Here is a 15,219-nt window from a genome sequence, read left to right as displayed (position 1 = left end):
GCGTGGCCGACCTCGGGGCGATCCTGCTCGCCGGCGGGCGCGCCTCGCGCGTGGACGGTGCGGCCAAGCCCCTGTTCGAGGTGGGCGGCACGACCCTGCTCGCCGCAGCGGTGTCTGCGGCGACGGATGCCGGAGCCCGCCCGATCACCGTGGTGGCGCCGGTCCTCGACCCCGCGCTGGCCGTCGAGTGGGTGCAGGAGGACCCGCCGTACGGCGGACCGGCGGCCGCCGTGGTGACCGCGCTCGACGCCTGGCCGCAGGGCGCCGATCCGGAATGGACGCTCCTGCTCGCGTGCGACCTGCCGGCGGCGGGCCCGGCCGTCAGGCGCCTGGTCGCCGACCTGCTGCTGCTGCCGGCCGATACCGACGGCATCTGCCTCGGCGACGCGGCCAGCCGGCCGCAGTGGCTCACCGGCCTCTACCGCACGAGCTCGCTGCGGAACGCGGCATCCGCTCTCCCCGACGGCGGGCGCGATGCGCCGGTCCGCGCCCTCCTCGCCGACCTTGCGATCGCCGTCGTGGCGGCTCCCGGCGACCTCACGCGCGACGTGGACACGTGGGAGGATCTGGAAGAGGCGCGCGCCCGCGCCGCGCACGAGGAGGCGTCATGAGCGATCCGTCCCGAACCCTTCCGCCCGAGGCGCTCGACGCGTGGGCCGCGACGCTGCGCGAGCGATTCGGGCTCGCCGAAGATGACGTTCCCGTGGCCGCGGTGCTCGACCTCACGCGCGATGTCGCGAACGGGGTCGCGCGCCCTGCCGCCCCGCTCGGCGCATTCGTCGCCGGACTGGTCGCCGGGCGCGCCGGCACCGACCCCGCAGAGATCCGCGCGGCCCTGGCCGCGGTGGCGGCTCTCGCCGAGGCGTGGGACGCGTAGTGGCGGTCGTCCGCTACTTCGCCGCAGCCCAGGACGCCGCCGGGCGCGACACCGAGCAGCGCGCCGAGACCACCCTCGGCGAGCTCCGGCGATCGCTCGCGGCCGATCACCCGGGGCTCGGCGGCATCCTGCCCCGCTGCGCCGTGCTGGTCGGCGGCTCACGCGTCGGAGACGACACGGCACTGGGCGACGACGACCTCGTCGACGTCCTGCCGCCCTTCGCAGGCGGCTGACGAGCACAACGTCGGCAACGGCCCCACCGGCGACCGTGGTGCAGCTCCCACACGGCGCCGTGCCGTGGATCGCCGACGTTGTGCCCGCCCAGCGGCCGTGGTGTCAGCCGCCGAGGCCGAGCCAGGTCGACGTGCCGTCGGACTCCACCTGGCGCTTCCAGACCGGGAGCCCGGTCTTGATCGTCTCGATGACCGCCCGGCACACTTCGAACGCCTCCCCGCGGTGCGCCGCCGCCACCGCGATGACGACGGCAGCATCCCCGACCTCGAGCGTTCCCACGCGATGCGACACCGCGACCAGCGCGCCGGTCACGCCGGCGGCCTCCTCGGCGATGCGCCGCAGCGTCGCCTCGGCATCGGGGTGCGCGGAGTACTCGAGCGCGACCACCGGGGCGGCGGCATCCGGGTCGTGGTCCCGCACGCGCCCGACGAAGGTCGTGACGGCGCCGACCGAGGGGTCGTCGACGGCGGCCAGATGTGCGTCGAGGTCGAGGGGTTCCGCGCTGATCGCGGCCAGACGCACCGGCATCAGTGGTCGCCCCCGCCGAGCTGGTCGAGCACGTGCCCGGCGACCGACAGCAGCACCGGCATGCCGGACGCGACCCCTCGCGGAGAGCCTGGCAGGTTCACCACGAGCACGCCGTGCGGATCGGCCACGCCGGCGACGCCGCGGGTGAGCATACCGGCGGGCTTCTCCGCCGCGCCACGGCGCCGGAGCTCTTCGGCGATGCCCGGGACCTGCCGCGTGATCACCCGCATCGTCCCTTCGGGGGTCTCGTCGCGAGGTGCGACGCCCGTGCCCCCCGTCGTCACGATGAGCTTCACTCCGGCGACGATCTCGGCCTGGAGCGCGCGCTCCACGCTGTCGGCGCCGTCGGGCACCACGACCGCGTCGGCGCAGTCGAAGCCCGCCTCGCGCAGGGCGGCCACCGCGACGGGACCGCTCTCGTCGGGACGTTCGCCCCGCGACGACCGGTCCGAGACGGTGATGACGGCAGCGCGGGTCATGGTCCCAGCCTAGAGATGCCGCGGACGCGGGGGCACCGTCGGGCGTTCAGCGGCGACCGGTGCCGAAGATCCCGCGGATGACGCCGCCGAGGATCGTCTGAGTCGACTTCGAGTTGAGAATCTGCTCGATCGGCGACTTCTGGGTGCTGCGCGTGGTGCGTGTGGTTCCCTGCGTCTTCTTGAGCAGCCGCTCGTACTCCTGCTGAGCCTTCTTGTCGGCGGCGGCCTGCGCCTTGTCGATCGCGGCCTGCTGCTTGGCGAACTCGGCGTCCGCCCTCGCCTTGGCCAGCGCCGCCTCCTCGGCCGCCGCGGCGTCGTCGGCCGCCTTCATCTTCGCCGTGAGGATCTCGCGTGCGGACTCCCGGTCGATCGCGGTGCCGTACTTCGCCAGCAGCGGGGATGCCTTCACCGTGGCATCGATCGCGGGGTCGGGCGTCGGCGACATGAGGCCCTGCGGCGCGCGCAGCCGCGTCCACGCGACTGGAGTCGGCGCGCCCTTCTCGCTCATCACGGTGACGATCGCCTCGCCCGTGCCGAGCTCCTGCAGGGTGCGCTCGAGGTCGTAGCCGGACTTGGGGTAGGTGCCGACGGTCGCACGCAGCGCCTTCGCGTCGTCGGGCGTGAACGCGCGCAGCGCGTGCTGGACGCGGGATCCCAGCTGCGCGAGCACGTCCGATGGCACGTCCTTCGGCGTCTGCGTGACGAAGAAGACGCCCACGCCCTTGGACCGGATGAGGCGCACCGTCTGCACGATCGCCGACTCGAAGTCCTTGGAGGCATCCTTGAACAGGAGATGCGCCTCGTCGAAGAAGAACACGAGCTTCGGCTTGTCGAGATCTCCCACCTCGGGCAGGAGCTCGAACAGCTCGGCGAGCAGGTACATCAGGAACGTCGAGAACAGCGCCGGCTTGTCGACGACACCCGGCACCTCGAGCAGGCTGATGACGCCGCGGCCGTCGGGGGCGACGCGCAGGAAGTCGGTGACCTCGAACTCCGGCTCACCGAAGAACACGTCGGCTCCTTCGTCGGCGAAGGTGATCAGCTCACGCAGGATCACGCCGGCCGTCGCCGCCGAGAGGCCGCCGAGCGCCTTCAGCTCGGCCTTGCCCTCATCGCCGGTGAGGTAGGTCAGCACCGCGCGCAGGTCCGACAGGTCGACCAGCGCGAGCCCCTGCTGATCGGCGTAGTGGAAGACCAGGCCGAGACTCGACTCCTGCGTCTCGTTGAGCCCGAGCACCTTGCTCAGCAGCAACGGGCCGAACCCCGACACCGTCGCCCGCACCGGCACGCCCTTGCCGATGCCGCCCAGCGCGAAGTAGTCGGTGACGGAAGCCTCGGGCTTCCAGTCCTGTCCGATCGCCTGCGTGCGCGCGAGCAGCTTCTCGCTGGACTCGCCGGGCGTGGCGACGCCCGACAGGTCGCCCTTGATGTCGGCCGCGAACACGGGCACGCCCTTCGCGGCGAGCTGCTCTGCCAGCCCCTGCAGGGTGCGCGTCTTGCCGGTGCCGGTCGCGCCGGCGACGAGGCCGTGCCGGTTCATCATGCCGAGCGGGATGCGCACCTGCGCCGCGGGTACCGCGTCGCCGTTGACCAGAGCGCCGAGATCGAGGGTTGCGCCCTCGAAGCGGTATCCGGAGGTGATCTTCTCGATGTCGGCTTCGGTGAGGGGGCCGCCGTGCGTCGTCGAGGGGGCAGGGTGATCCTTGCCCGTCGTGTCGGCCGACGTGTCCGCGGGGACGACCTCAGAGGGGGCAACCTCTTCGGGGGCGACCTCTTCGGGCGCGGCATCCGGAGCCTTCGCCGCCTTCGCCTTCGCCGCCTCGGCCTGGGCGGTGGCCAGGGCAGCCTTCGCCTGCGCGGCCTTGAGTTGCGCCTCCGCGGCTTCGGCCTCGGCGGTCAGCCGCGCGAGCTCGGCCTCGGCAGCGGCGACGGCGGGATCGGGCGTCTCTGGCGCGGTCATGCGCTCAGCCTAGCGAGGCCGCTTTCTCGACCGCTCGAGCCTTCTCGCGCGCCATCGGCACAGCGAAGGCCGCGGCCACGAGGAGTGCCGCGCCCGCTCCGATCAGGACCCCGCCGACGGTGTCGCTCAGCCAGTGGGCGTGCAGGTACGTGCGGCTGAAGGCCATGAGAACGACCCACACCGCGCCGACCACGGCCACCCAGACACGCGGGAAGATGACGAACGCGGCCACCGCGAGCGTCGTCGCATTGGCCACATGCCCCGACGGGTATGACCCGTAGTCGGACACCACGATGATGTCCTCGGGGCGCACGCGGCCGAACAGATGCTTGAGCACCTGCACGCCCCCGGCCGACACCGCCTCCGCGGCGAGGAAGTACGCGGCGGCCCACGGCCGGCGCACGATGATCAGCGCGACCGCCCCGCCGATGGGCACGGCGAGCACCCCGAACCAGCCTCCGCCCAGCCAGTTCATGACGCGGGAGAACCCGGTGAGCACCGGCGAGTACCACTCGGCGACGAGCGCGTTCCACCACACGTCGATCGCGAACGGGGCTTCGCCGTGCGTGAAGATCCAGAAGCCGAGCCCGCAGGACAGCGCGACCAGCACGAGCCCGGTCACCAGATAGCCGATCGCGGGGCCTCGACCCGGCATGCTGTCGTCGCTCATCGCCCCATTCTGCCGGGCCGCTCACCGGATCGGGCCCGAACCGCACCTTTAGCAGCGCTTCTCTGGGCGCCGCTCCCGGGCTCGGTAGAGTGCGTGGCATGGCCACGAACGTCACGCTCTACATCGGGCTCCCCCCTTACCAGACGAAGTTCCGCTTCACCGACGCAGAGACCTGGGCGCGCGTCCGGACGCAGATCATCGCCGCCATGAACGCGGGCACGGGAACCATCGAGATCGACCGGAAAGGGGACAAGGCCGTCTACGTCTACAGTCCTGTCCTTCTGGTCAACTGGATCGAGACCTCCGACTGAGAGCGCCGACCCCGGACTATGGCGCCGTCTGATCGGCCGCCGGGGCGAGAGCAAGGAATCTCATCTTGTTCTCGCCGTAGTAGCAGGTCTGCACCATGAACTCGCCCGTCATTCCCTTGAGCAGTTCCACCTGGGACCACTTCGGCGTGTGTCGTTCCTCCACGACCTCGTAGATCACGTCGGATCCGGCGACCCGCACACGCTCGCCCAACTCCCAGCCGAGGATGATGTCGCCGCCGCAGCGGTGGTGCGCGGCATACAGCGGCAGCACCTCGTCCATGCGGTAGCTGATCATCTCGGTGAAGGTGCCATCGCACTGGTCCATCTCACGCATGCCCCCCTCCGGGCCCAGCGTGATCTCGGGGAGGGTGCCGGGAGCGACGATCTCGTGCACCGCCTTCCGCACGGCGACCTCCGTGTTGCCCACGATCTTCTCCACGGCATCCGGCGCGATCATCACCCCGCCGAGCAGTGCGACGCCTGCGCTGATCAGCAGCACGCTCACCACGAGGACGGCGAGGTGGCCCTTCCGGCGTCGCTTCTCGCGCGGGGGCCCGTGGCTCGGCCGGTCGGAGTCGGCGTCGGCCGGCGGCGTGGCGACGTCGGTCGGCGCGAGACGCTCAGTCGTCAGCACGGCGGGGATCCCCTCCGACGTCCTGACCAGCGGGCGTCGCCGCGCGGCGTGGGCGACGTCGGCGCGCGGGCGTGCCGCGCGGCCTGATGACGATGAAGGTCACCACGGGCACGGCGATCAGAGCGAGAATCCACCAGGGGAAGCCCGCGGCGGGGCTGTCGTCAGCGACGACGGCGGTCTCCTTCTCGTCGCCCGTCGGCGCGTCCACGCGCTCGGCCCGCACCAGCAGGCGGTGGCTGTTGACGCCGGTCGGTGTGCAGGTGACGAGGCTGAGGTAGTCCTTGGTGGGGTCTTGACGGAGGGCTTCGGTCTCGTCGGGGAGGACCGTGATCGTCTGATCCACCTCGTAGTAGAGGTCCTCGCCGAGCACGGTGATGACGATCGTGTCACCGACGACGAGTTCGGGGATGTCATCGAAGAGGGTGGCCTCCACGACGCCGCTGTGGCCGGTCAGAACTGCATGGGTGCCGATCCCGCCGACCGGGAGCGCTGAGCCGAAGAGGTGGCCGATGCCGCGAGCGAGAGTCGCATCACTGGTGCCGTGGAAGATCGGCAGATCCACGTCGATCGTCGGGATCCGGATGCGCGCCATCGCCTCGGTGCCGGGCACGTCGAGGGTGTCGAAGTAGGCATTGCTCCCGTCGCCGACCGCGGTCTGCTGACCGTCCGCGCCCAGCGCGTAGGGGTCGCGAAGCGGGCCGGCAGGGAGGTGCTCGTTGTACTCGCGAGCCTCCTCGAGCAGTTCTTGGCCCTGCTCGGCGGGGAGGTTCTCTATCGAGCGGACGTAGCCGTCCACGTCGGTGTCGTGCCGCCATGCCGACATCCAGGATGCCGCTGAAGGATAGGCCAGGACGCCGACGCCGAGAATCGCGACCACCATCACCACCGTCTGCGACCAGCCCCAGCGCGGACGCCGCGCAGGCGCGGGACGCGCGGTGCCGGATGACTCCGGTGCCGGTGGCGCTGCGGTGATGGTCATGGGGTTCCTTGTGGTGCGGGTGAACGGGAGGGGCCGTGCGGGGAGAGGGTCTCACTCTCCCCGCACGGCCGGTCCGTCAGGTGCTACGCGTCAACCTGGTTCTTGCGGCGCGTGTACACCGCGAGGAACACGGCTCCCGCGAGCAGCAGCAGGCCGCCGGCGATGAAGACCGTGGTGCCGGTGCCACCTGTGAGCGGCAGTTCGAATCCGGCGTTGGAGGGCACGTTCTCGACGGTGAGGTCGACGCCCACCGCGGTGGTCGCCGCGGTGATCGTGAACTCGATCGGCTCGGCCAGCAGCTCGAATCCGTCGGGCGCGACGATCTCAGCCAGCCAGTAGGTCTGGTAGTTCGGGTCGCCCGGGGCGACGGCGACACCGTCGGCCCAGTCCGAGTACCGCAGACCGGAGATCGTGACGGTTCCGTCTGCGGCCGTCGTGAACTCCGTCGCACCGCCGAGGACGATGGCGTTCGTGCCCGCCTGCGCGTCGGCCTCGGTCAGGTAGACCGAGAACACGGCACCGGTCAGCGGTGCTGCTGCGTCGTCGGTCTTCAGGATCGTGAGGTCACCCCACTTGGTGATGACCTCAGGGGTCTCCGTCGGGCCGCCGGGCTCGCCCGGCTGAGCGTTGAACGACGCGGCGTTCGGGTAGAGCAGCGCGGTGTTGGCGATCTCGCCGACCGTGTTGACCGTCGTGGTGATCTCGGCCACGACAGTGGCGTCGGTGTGCAGCTCGAGCAGGTCGAGGCCCGCAGCCGTGAAGGTGATCTCGACGAGCGGTCCACCGGTCGTCGCCGCGGCGGGCGTGACCGTGTAGTGGGTGCCCGCGACCAGTGCGGTTCCGTCGCTCAGCGTCACAGACGTGCTGACGTAGTCGAGCTTCGGGTCCAGGTCGTCGGCGATCTTGTAGCCGTCGATGATGGCGACGTTGGGGATGTCGCCGGTGATCGTGAACTCGATCTCGTCTCCGAGCTTGATGTCCTCGGAGTCCTCGACCGTCTTGGTCGCCTCGGTCAGCGCGTTCTTCGGGTAGACGTGCACGTCGTACAGCCACGCGTCGAGGTTGTTCGGGTCCGTGAGCGGCACCGTCACGAGGAACGGGGCAACGGCCGTCGAGCCGGCGAGCGGGGAGGTCTCCACCACGTAGTACAGCCCGAGGTCGAGCCCGGTCAGCGTGATCTCACCAGCGGCGTCGGTGAGCTGCTCCGCGCCGACTGCCGTGGCGGTGAAGCCCGCGCCGGTGATCGATCCCGTGGTGCCGTCGAAGACGTCGGCCAGATCGGCCGCGTCCTGCCATCCGGCGTTGGTGGTCAGGTCGATCGGGTCGACCTTATAGACCGTGAACCCGACGCCCGCCAGCGGCGGCAGCGCAACGGTCTGCTCGGTGCCGTCGTTGGGGAGCCCGGTCGGGGTCTCGGGCGCCTCGTACTTGTGGATGGTGAGCGAGCCCACCTCGTTCGGGTCGACGAGGTTGTCTGCGTGTGCGGGTGCCGCCATGGTCAGTACGGCGAGCCCGGCTGCCAGGATGGCCGCCGCCGCGCGGGTACCGCGCCACTTGCTGTGTGTGTTCACTGTTCTTCCTTTTCGGGTGTGCCGAGTTGCCCCGGCGTCGGTGATGTCTGGACTGGTGGATGGGACTGCTGCGGATGGGTCAGGTATCGATGTCATGCGGGCTCTCGGAGGGTCGGCGATTTCGGCGCCACACCATGAGCGCCAGAACTCCGGCGAACAGGACGAGGAGCACGCCGCCGACGACGAACGGGGCGCTGCCGGAGCCTCCGGTGGCCGGGAGTTCCATCGCCGGCACATCGCGGACGGTGATGAGGGTGCCCGTCGCGGTGACGAGGCCGCCGCCGTTCGCCGTGATCGACACGACCCCGGCCGAACTGATCACGAACTGCACCGGCTCGGCGAGCAGACTGAACCCATCAGGGGCGGTCAGCTCGGACAGCCAGTACGTGCCCTCCACCATGTCGTCGATCTGGAAGAGCCCGGTCGACACATCGGTGATCGTGAGCGCGATGACGGTGCCGGGCTGGCCATTGTCGTCAGTGAGAATGGCGAACGACGAGCCGTCCATGCGGACCCAGGTGCCCGCCTCCGATTCACCGATCTTCTCGATCTGGAGCGTGATCTCGGTGGGAGGAGGCGGTTCGTTCGTGATCGTGCAGAGGATGTTCGCGCCGGTCGCTCCCGTGTCGGGAACGGTGACCGTTCCGGAGGAACCGGACCCGGCGCTGAGCACGGCCCCGGTGGTCTCGTTGACGCACCGCCAACTCGACACGTAGCCGGCCAGGACCGTACCCGACGCGCCCGTCTCCGCGATCGTGTAGGTACGGCCAGGGACACCGACGACGGGCCCGGCGGTGGCCGTGTCAGCGGTCTGCTGTCCGGTCGTGGTCCCGCTCGTGACCCCGGTGTTTCCGAGTGTCACGCCGTTGCCGCTGATCGCCAACGCGAACTGGTCCGCGGGAGCGACCCGCTCCACGATGTTCTTCTGCAGCCGGATCGTGCTGTTGTAGGTGCACGACGCGAGGTCGCCGATGTCGCCGTTCGGGGTGCCGTTCGGGTTCGTGATCGGATCGGTCGCCAGCTGCGCACCCGAGTTCGGGTCGATCTGAGCGAGAGTGCGGGCTCCGCCGAGAAGGCCGCTCGCGTTGTACTCGACGTACAGCATGCCGTCCGTGCCGAACGCAATGCCGGCGAACGCGGCCGAGGAGGGCTGCGGGTTCGCGATCAGAGTCGCCGGGGCGGCTGTCCCGTTCGTCGGCAGCGTCTCGACCACGGCGAGCTGGCTGTCCGCCTGCACGCCGCCCGCGGCGCTCATCACGACGAACAGGCGCCCGGAACGATCGAACACGAGGTCACCGTTGTAGCTGGTGTCCACGCTCGGGGCGTAGGGGATGAAGAACTGCAATCCACCGACCTGCGTGTTCGTCGTCGTGTTGAACGCGTAGAAGTCGAACCGATCCAGAACCGTGTTGTACGCCGCGACGTAGTACAGGCCGTTCGCCGGGTTGATCCCTCCCATGACGATGAAGTCGTCGTCGGTGCCCACCGTGATCGTGCCGACGTTCGTGCTGGTTCCCGTCGCCGAGTCATACCGGTGCACGTTCCGTATCGGATTGTTCGCAGGAGACTCGTTCTGCTGGGTGGCGTACGCGTACGTCCCGTTCGCCGTGATCGCCAGCGCGTTCAGCGAGATCGGCGAATCGAACCGGCCCGCCGTCGCCGTCGCACCCGTGACCGTGTTGACCGCGTAGAGCGTGTGCTCGCCGGTCTGGTCCAGCCCGTAGACCGTGTCCGCCACACAGGCGATGGGAGCAGCCGGGGTGTCCGTGTCGCTCGCCGTGTTGTTCGCCGGCGTCGGATCGGTGTACCCGGTGGGGAGGTTCGCGGTGAACGTATTGGTGAGTTCGCCCGAGCGGCCGACGGGGATCGGCATGGTGATCGTGTAGGTGGCGACGCCGTTCACCGGCAGGCTCACGGTCGAGCTGATCGCCCCCGTTCCGCTCGCCGCGCCACACGAGCCGCCGGCAGTGGCCGAGCAGGTCCAGCTCGCGGTCGCGATGCCCGCCGGCAGCGGGTCGGAGACCGGGGCGTTGACGATTCCGAACGGGCCGTTGTTGGTGACCGTCACGGTGTACACGTTCGTTCCACCGGCCACGTAGAAGGTCTTGCCGTCGGTCTTGGTGACCGAGAGGTCGGTGTTGATGATGATGTTCGCCGTCGGGCAGTTGGCGCCGTCGTTCAATGTCGCCTGGGGCGAACCCGAGATGAGGGTGCGCGCTCCCGTCACCAGGTCGAACTGGTAGAACCCGGAACCCGAGTTCTCTGTCGCGAACAGGCCGTTCGGGGCGCCCCACAGCGCGCCGTAGCCGAGCACCGCGCCCGACGGCGCACCGATGGTCGCCACGGCACCTGTCGTCGGATCGATCGACAGGAGCTGGCCGGCGGAGGTGACCGTGTAGATCGTTCCGCCGATCCACGCGAGGTCGCGGATGTCGCCGGTGGAGGCCGACAGTGCAACGGTGGTCGCCACCCGGGTGGTGAGGTTGATGCGGTACATCGCAGTGGTGACCGCGTCCTGCGCGACGTAGAGGAATCCGTCGGTGCCGATCACGCCGGCGTCGAAGAACCCGGTGGGAAGCCCGGTGACAGCGCCGAGATCGACGGTCGACCCGTCCAACCCGACGCGGATGAGCCGGTCACCGCTCCCGGCGACGTTCAGGATGCCGTAGAGGAAGTTGTCGGCCGGGTTGTATCCGATGCCGTTGTAGGTGGTCGATCCCTGGCCCAGAGCCGGATACGTGAACGGGTTCGCTGTGGTGTTCAGCGCGTAGAGCGTGCTGTTGGTCACCGCATTCGGCGACTGCATCAGGTACATCCGCCCGTCGCACGCGAACAGCGGCTGCGGCTGGTCGATGTCGGTGGCCGAGTTGTTCGCGGGGGTCGGATCCACGACGCCGACGGGCGTGGTGGCCGTGAAGGTGTTGGTGAGGTCGCCGGTGCGGCCGGCCGGAATGGGCATGGTGATCGTGTAGGTGGCGACGCCGCTCACCGGCAGGTTCACGGTCGAGGAGATCGCGCCGGTTCCCGAGGTGGCGCCGCACGAGCCGCCCGCGGTGGTGCTGCACGTCCACGACGACGTGGTGATGCCACTGGGGAGCGGGTCCGAGACGGTCGCGCCCGTGACTGCGGAGGGGCCGTTGTTCGTGACGGTCACCGTGTAGACGGTGCTGGTTCCCGCGCCGTAGAGCGTGCGCCCATCGGTCTTGGTCACGGCCAGGTCGGCGGCCGGTGCGATCGCGACCCGGTAGTCCTCGACCTCGCCGGAGTCCTCGCGGCCGGTGGGGCCGACGACCGTGCCGTAGGCGGCGCGGAAACGCGCGTAGGTGTTGCCGGGAGTCGTTCCGGCAGGAACGGTCCACGAGAGATTGGCGGAGGTCGCCCCTGCGGCGAAGGTCGCGCACGCCTGCTCCGTCGTCGTGTTGAACGTTCCACCCTTGTCGAAGTCGACCCATCCGCAGACCTGGCCGGCCTTGGACGCCCCCGAGAGCGGCACCGTCAGGGCATACGTGCCCGTCGACGGCACGGTGGGGAGCGTCGTGAACGCATTCTCGTCGGCGCCATCGCCGTTGGTCCCGTTGTTGTCGGCACCCGCCGCCACCGCGAACGGAGACGCGGTCGCGTTCGCGACGGTGGGGTTGTCCGCGTCGATCGTCGAGCCGAGCTTCAGGTCCCCGACGATGTGCACCGGCGCCTGGGCCGCGTTGTAGGTCGCGGGAGCATCGGAGAAGTCCTCCGACGTCGTGACCGCGAAGTTCCAGGTCTCCCGGGAATCCGATCCGTTGGTGCCCGAGCCGACCGCATTGATGTCGACGCGGAACGTCAGCGTCGTGACCGTGCCGTTGACCGTGACCGAACCGCATCCTGCTGCAGGGCTGTCGGTGCAGCCGGTGTTGGTCGCCGCCGTGATCGTCCGGATCGCATTGCCGCCGGTGACTTGGAGGTTGGTCGCGCCCGCGGCAGGACCTGTCAGCGTCGCGCCCGCGGGCGCAGACGACGTCAGGTTGAGGATGGTGCTGAAGTTGTTGGTGTCGTTGGCGCCGAACCCCTCGAAGTGGAGGACCGGGTTGGTGACCGGCTGGCTGAACGAGACCGTCCACGTGCCGCGGTTCGCGCAGACGGTGCCGCCCGCGGATGCTGTGCAGCCGTCGCCCATCGGAGCAACGGCGATGGCCGGTCTGGTCGCCACCCCGGGCGTGAACATCGCTGCCGTACCGCCACGGCTGCCGATTGCGTCCGCACCACGGTTCTGAACACCCGCTCCGGAGACCTGGGAGGAGACGACCAGGCCGCTGGGCATCGTCTGGGTCGCGGTGGTGTTGAAGCCGATGGTGTTGCTCCACGCCGCGGTGCCGACCGAGTACGCGTCCGCCGAATCGGAGGTCCCGGCCGTCAGCCCGGCGACGACGACCGACACCACGACGGCGGCGGCGGCCAGAGCCCGGCCGATACGACGGCTGCGCCGTTCACCGGTCACGACGGTGCGGCCGCTCATGGCTTCCCCCACGTCGTTCGATGCACGAGCTCGACGACGATCGCCGCCGTGCGCTCGGACATCTCACGAAAGTCCACGCTGTCGTTCACCACATCTCCCCAAAGCCTCAAACACGAGTGCTCCGCCGGGAGTCGCAGGTGCGTGCATCTCCAGCGGTGAGAACCGTTTCGGGTCGGTTCTCGCAGTCATCTGTGCGTTCTCGATCACTTTCGAAATCGAGTACCAACTGGCAAGACGCCGAATCGACCAACTCATGACGCGAGGTCGGAAAGTTCTCGGACGAGTCCGGTCGCGCCCACGAGAGACCGCCACTCACCCGACGTGCGATCGGTTCTCGGCACTGCGTGGAATCATGGGGCGATGCCGGAGTCGCCCGAGCTGCAGGAGCTCGCGGCCGTCGCCGGGCCGACGGGAGGAGCTCGCATGACCGGACTCGTCGACGCGTTGCGCGCCGTCCTCGCGCCGATGACCCGCACGCCCTGGTTCCGGTGGTTCGCGCGGACCGGACTCCCGCCGGTCGAGCGGTTCGTCTCGCGGATCTCACGCGGCCGGGTTCAGCTGACCGCCTTCCTGGTCCCGTCGCTCGTGCTCCACACGGTCGGCGCGAAGTCCGGCGAGCCGCGCGACGCCCCGCTGATGTACACCGCCGACGGCCGCGGACGCGCCCTCGTCGCGGGCACGAACTGGGCCGGGGCGCGGCATCCGGCGTGGACGACGAACCTCTTGGCGCATCCCGACGCCGCGATCACGGTGCGCGGGCGCCGGATGCCCGTGCGGGCGATCCCGGTCCCCGACGATGAGCGCGACGCCGCGTGGGCGATCATGGAAGCGCAGTGGCCCGACTACCGGGAGTACGAACGGGACTCCGGACGCACCGCCCGGCTGTTCATCCTCCAGCCGGTACGCCCGCAGACCGACTAAGGGGCGAGACGCTCGACCGTGCGCGGGCGCACGACGAACCACAGCGACAGCACGCCGATCACGGCGCAGCCGGCCATCACGACCGCCATCGTCGTCGCGGTGATGCCCGACCCGACAGAGATCCAGCCGACGAGCGGGGTGATGATGCCGGCGACGCCGAAGTTCGACGCCCCGATGATGGACTGCGCGGTTCCCGCGGCCTTGCCGTGCCGGTCGAGGGCGAGCACCTGCACGCACGGGAACGTGAACCCGCAGGCGGTCATGAAGACGAAGAGCGGGATCACGGTTCCCCACAGGCCGAGCCCGAGCTGGTCGGTGATGATGATGGCGGATGCCGCGACCACGAGCACCGCCGTCGACCACGCCATCACCCACTGGGGTCCGTACCGTGCGGCCAGCCGCGCGGCGACCTGCACGCCGAGCACGACGCCGAGGGAATTGGCGGCGAAGAGCAGGCCGTACTGCTGCGGGTCGAATCCGTAGGTCTGCTGGAACAGGAACGACGACGCCGACAGATAGGAGAACAGCCCGCTGAAGGTCATGGCGCCGATGATGAGCACTCCGACGAACACGCGGTCCGTCAGCACGCTGCGGTAGCGCTGCCACACCGTCGTCGTGCCCTTCTCGCTGCGGCGAGCGGGCGGGAGGGTCTCGGGGATGAAGATGGCGGCGGCGACGAGCATGACGCTGCCGTACACGCCGAGGACGACGAAGATCCCGCGCCACGGCATGACCAGCAGCAGCGCCGACCCGACGAGCGGCGCGAGCACCGGCGCGACCCCCGACACGAGCGCCAAGCGGGACAGCATCACGACCAGGCGACGCCCGCCGAAGAGGTCGCGCACGACGGCGGCCGCTATCACGCCGCCGGCAGCCGCACCGGCACCCATGAACACGCGGGCGAGCGAGAGCAGCTCGAGGCTGGGGGCGAGTGCGGCAGCGACGCTGGCCACGACGTGCAGCGCGGTGACGGCGAGCAGCGGCACGCGGCGCCCGACCTTGTCGCTCAGGGGTCCGACGATGAGCTGCCCGAGCGCGAAGCCGACCATCGTGCCGGTGAGCGTGAGCTGGATCGCGGCCGCCGTCGTCTGGAACTCGGACTCGAGAACGGGGAACGCCGGGAGATACAGGTCGATGGTGAACGGCCCGAGCGCGGTGAGGGCGCCGAGCAGCACGATGTACAGGACGCGGCGCCGGTGCGGGATCGCATCACCCGGGTGCAGGACGATCGGCGCGGTGGCCGGGTCCGGGCCGAGCGCGCGGATCGCGCCGGTGGACGTCGGGTGCGCAGCGGGCTCGCCTGCGGCGGAACGCTGGGTGGGGATGGAGGCGGTGTCGAGCACGTGGGATCTCTGTTCGGCGGCGAGGCGGTGAGGCGTCGACGCCGGTCATCCGGCTCAGGCGCGCACGGTGGGGAAGGTGGATCGACGACAGGATCGAATCGATTCGACGTCCATTGTATCGGATGCTCCCGCCCCGCCCGCAAGCGCGCGTGCGACTCGGCATCGAGGAGGGTCGCAGTCCGCTGTCGGGGCCTTCTCAGTCCCCTGCGCATGCGCTCGC

At 70.1% G+C, this 15,219-nt stretch carries 14 protein-coding genes; 5 read left to right on the top strand and 9 right to left on the bottom strand.

Features of this window, described 5'->3' with window-relative positions; all coding sequences use genetic code 11:
- The first annotated feature begins 2 nt into the window (after positions 1 to 2).
- Genes ASD93_RS01940 through ASD93_RS01930 form a run of 3 tightly spaced genes read left to right on the top strand, consistent with a single transcriptional unit; the run spans position 3 to position 1,110 of the window.
- Complete coding sequence (locus tag ASD93_RS01940) at positions 3 to 611, top strand: molybdenum cofactor guanylyltransferase (RefSeq protein WP_056118038.1); 609 nt, start codon at positions 3 to 5, stop codon at positions 609 to 611.
- Positions 608 to 877, top strand: a complete 270-nt coding sequence (locus ASD93_RS01935) for a DUF6457 domain-containing protein (RefSeq protein ID WP_056118036.1) — start codon at positions 608 to 610, stop codon at positions 875 to 877. Before ASD93_RS01940 ends, ASD93_RS01935 begins: the two co-directional genes overlap by 4 nt.
- Positions 877 to 1,110, top strand: coding sequence for a MoaD/ThiS family protein (locus ASD93_RS01930; RefSeq protein ID WP_056118034.1), 234 nt, complete (start codon positions 877 to 879; stop codon positions 1,108 to 1,110). Before ASD93_RS01935 ends, ASD93_RS01930 begins: the two co-directional genes overlap by 1 nt.
- Before the next feature lie 103 nt (positions 1,111 to 1,213).
- Here ASD93_RS01930 and ASD93_RS01925 read toward each other — a convergent pair whose 3' ends face one another.
- The 4 genes from ASD93_RS01925 to ASD93_RS01910 are packed head-to-tail and all read right to left on the bottom strand — an operon-like array spanning position 1,214 to position 4,748.
- The gene (locus ASD93_RS01925) at positions 1,214 to 1,642 is read right to left on the bottom strand and encodes a molybdopterin synthase catalytic subunit (protein ID WP_157536839.1); all 429 of its coding nucleotides are present in this window, start codon (positions 1,640 to 1,642) and stop codon (positions 1,214 to 1,216) included.
- Positions 1,639 to 2,118: a molybdenum cofactor biosynthesis protein B gene (locus tag ASD93_RS01920; protein WP_056118031.1), complete on the bottom strand. Its 480-nt coding sequence runs from the start codon at positions 2,116 to 2,118 to the stop codon at positions 1,639 to 1,641. The genes ASD93_RS01925 and ASD93_RS01920 overlap by 4 nt, the downstream gene beginning before the upstream one ends.
- Positions 2,119 to 2,164: 46 nt before the next feature.
- Complete coding sequence (locus ASD93_RS01915) at positions 2,165 to 4,078, bottom strand: helicase HerA-like domain-containing protein (RefSeq protein ID WP_056118029.1); 1,914 nt, start codon at positions 4,076 to 4,078, stop codon at positions 2,165 to 2,167.
- A 4-nt stretch (positions 4,079 to 4,082) separates the two neighbouring features.
- Positions 4,083 to 4,748 (bottom strand): phosphatase PAP2 family protein, encoded by a 666-nt coding sequence (locus ASD93_RS01910; protein ID WP_056118028.1) that lies wholly within the window; start codon positions 4,746 to 4,748, stop codon positions 4,083 to 4,085.
- A gap of 98 nt (positions 4,749 to 4,846) precedes the next feature.
- On the opposite strand from ASD93_RS01910, the gene ASD93_RS01905 reads away from it, so the two are divergent.
- Positions 4,847 to 5,059, top strand: a complete 213-nt coding sequence (locus ASD93_RS01905) for a hypothetical protein (protein WP_056118026.1) — start codon at positions 4,847 to 4,849, stop codon at positions 5,057 to 5,059.
- Between the two features lie 16 nt (positions 5,060 to 5,075).
- On the opposite strand, the gene ASD93_RS01900 is transcribed toward ASD93_RS01905, so the two are convergent.
- The 4 genes from ASD93_RS01900 to ASD93_RS01885 all read right to left on the bottom strand — a co-directional run bounded on the left by ASD93_RS01900 (position 5,076) and on the right by ASD93_RS01885 (position 12,735).
- A complete protein-coding gene (locus ASD93_RS01900) occupies positions 5,076 to 5,693 on the bottom strand; it encodes a hypothetical protein (protein ID WP_157536838.1) in 618 nt (205 codons plus the stop codon).
- Positions 5,680 to 6,672, bottom strand: coding sequence for a class C sortase (locus tag ASD93_RS01895; RefSeq protein WP_056118022.1), 993 nt, complete (start codon positions 6,670 to 6,672; stop codon positions 5,680 to 5,682). The genes ASD93_RS01900 and ASD93_RS01895 overlap by 14 nt, the downstream gene beginning before the upstream one ends.
- Positions 6,673 to 6,755: 83 nt before the next feature.
- On the bottom strand, positions 6,756 to 8,243 hold the full coding sequence (locus tag ASD93_RS01890) for a SpaH/EbpB family LPXTG-anchored major pilin (protein WP_056118020.1): 1,488 nt from the start codon (positions 8,241 to 8,243) through the stop codon (positions 6,756 to 6,758).
- 79 nt (positions 8,244 to 8,322) lie between these two features.
- Positions 8,323 to 12,735: a beta strand repeat-containing protein gene (locus ASD93_RS01885; RefSeq protein ID WP_056118018.1), complete on the bottom strand. Its 4,413-nt coding sequence runs from the start codon at positions 12,733 to 12,735 to the stop codon at positions 8,323 to 8,325.
- 360 nt (positions 12,736 to 13,095) lie between these two features.
- On the opposite strand from ASD93_RS01885, the gene ASD93_RS01880 reads away from it, so the two are divergent.
- Positions 13,096 to 13,656, top strand: coding sequence for a nitroreductase family deazaflavin-dependent oxidoreductase (locus ASD93_RS01880; RefSeq protein WP_235566850.1), 561 nt, complete (start codon positions 13,096 to 13,098; stop codon positions 13,654 to 13,656).
- On the opposite strand, the gene ASD93_RS01875 is transcribed toward ASD93_RS01880, so the two are convergent.
- Positions 13,653 to 14,999, bottom strand: a complete 1,347-nt coding sequence (locus ASD93_RS01875) for a multidrug effflux MFS transporter (RefSeq protein ID WP_157536837.1) — start codon at positions 14,997 to 14,999, stop codon at positions 13,653 to 13,655. The two genes, ASD93_RS01880 and ASD93_RS01875, sit on opposite strands and share 4 nt — an antisense overlap.
- Between the last annotated feature and the right edge of the window lie 220 nt (positions 15,000 to 15,219).

This window comes from Microbacterium sp. Root180 (genome assembly GCF_001428485.1).
GTDB lineage: Bacteria > Actinomycetota > Actinomycetes > Actinomycetales > Microbacteriaceae > Microbacterium.
The sequence above is the reverse complement of the archived record's forward strand: the minus strand, read 5'-3'. Positions and strand labels throughout refer to the sequence as shown.

Coding starts and splice junctions, on each gene's coding strand:
- ASD93_RS01935 (WP_056118036.1), top strand. CDS start 608: ATGAGCGATCCGTCCCGAACCCTTCCGCCCGAGGCGCTCGACGCGTGG.
- ASD93_RS01920 (WP_056118031.1), bottom strand. CDS start 2,118: ATGACCCGCGCTGCCGTCATCACCGTCTCGGACCGGTCGTCGCGGGGC.
- ASD93_RS01915 (WP_056118029.1), bottom strand. CDS start 4,078: ATGACCGCGCCAGAGACGCCCGATCCCGCCGTCGCCGCTGCCGAGGCC.
- ASD93_RS01910 (WP_056118028.1), bottom strand. CDS start 4,748: ATGAGCGACGACAGCATGCCGGGTCGAGGCCCCGCGATCGGCTATCTG.
- ASD93_RS01905 (WP_056118026.1), top strand. CDS start 4,847: ATGGCCACGAACGTCACGCTCTACATCGGGCTCCCCCCTTACCAGACG.
- ASD93_RS01895 (WP_056118022.1), bottom strand. CDS start 6,672: ATGACCATCACCGCAGCGCCACCGGCACCGGAGTCATCCGGCACCGCG.
- ASD93_RS01885 (WP_056118018.1), bottom strand. CDS start 12,735: ATGAGCGGCCGCACCGTCGTGACCGGTGAACGGCGCAGCCGTCGTATC.
- ASD93_RS01880 (WP_235566850.1), top strand. CDS start 13,096: ATGCCGGAGTCGCCCGAGCTGCAGGAGCTCGCGGCCGTCGCCGGGCCG.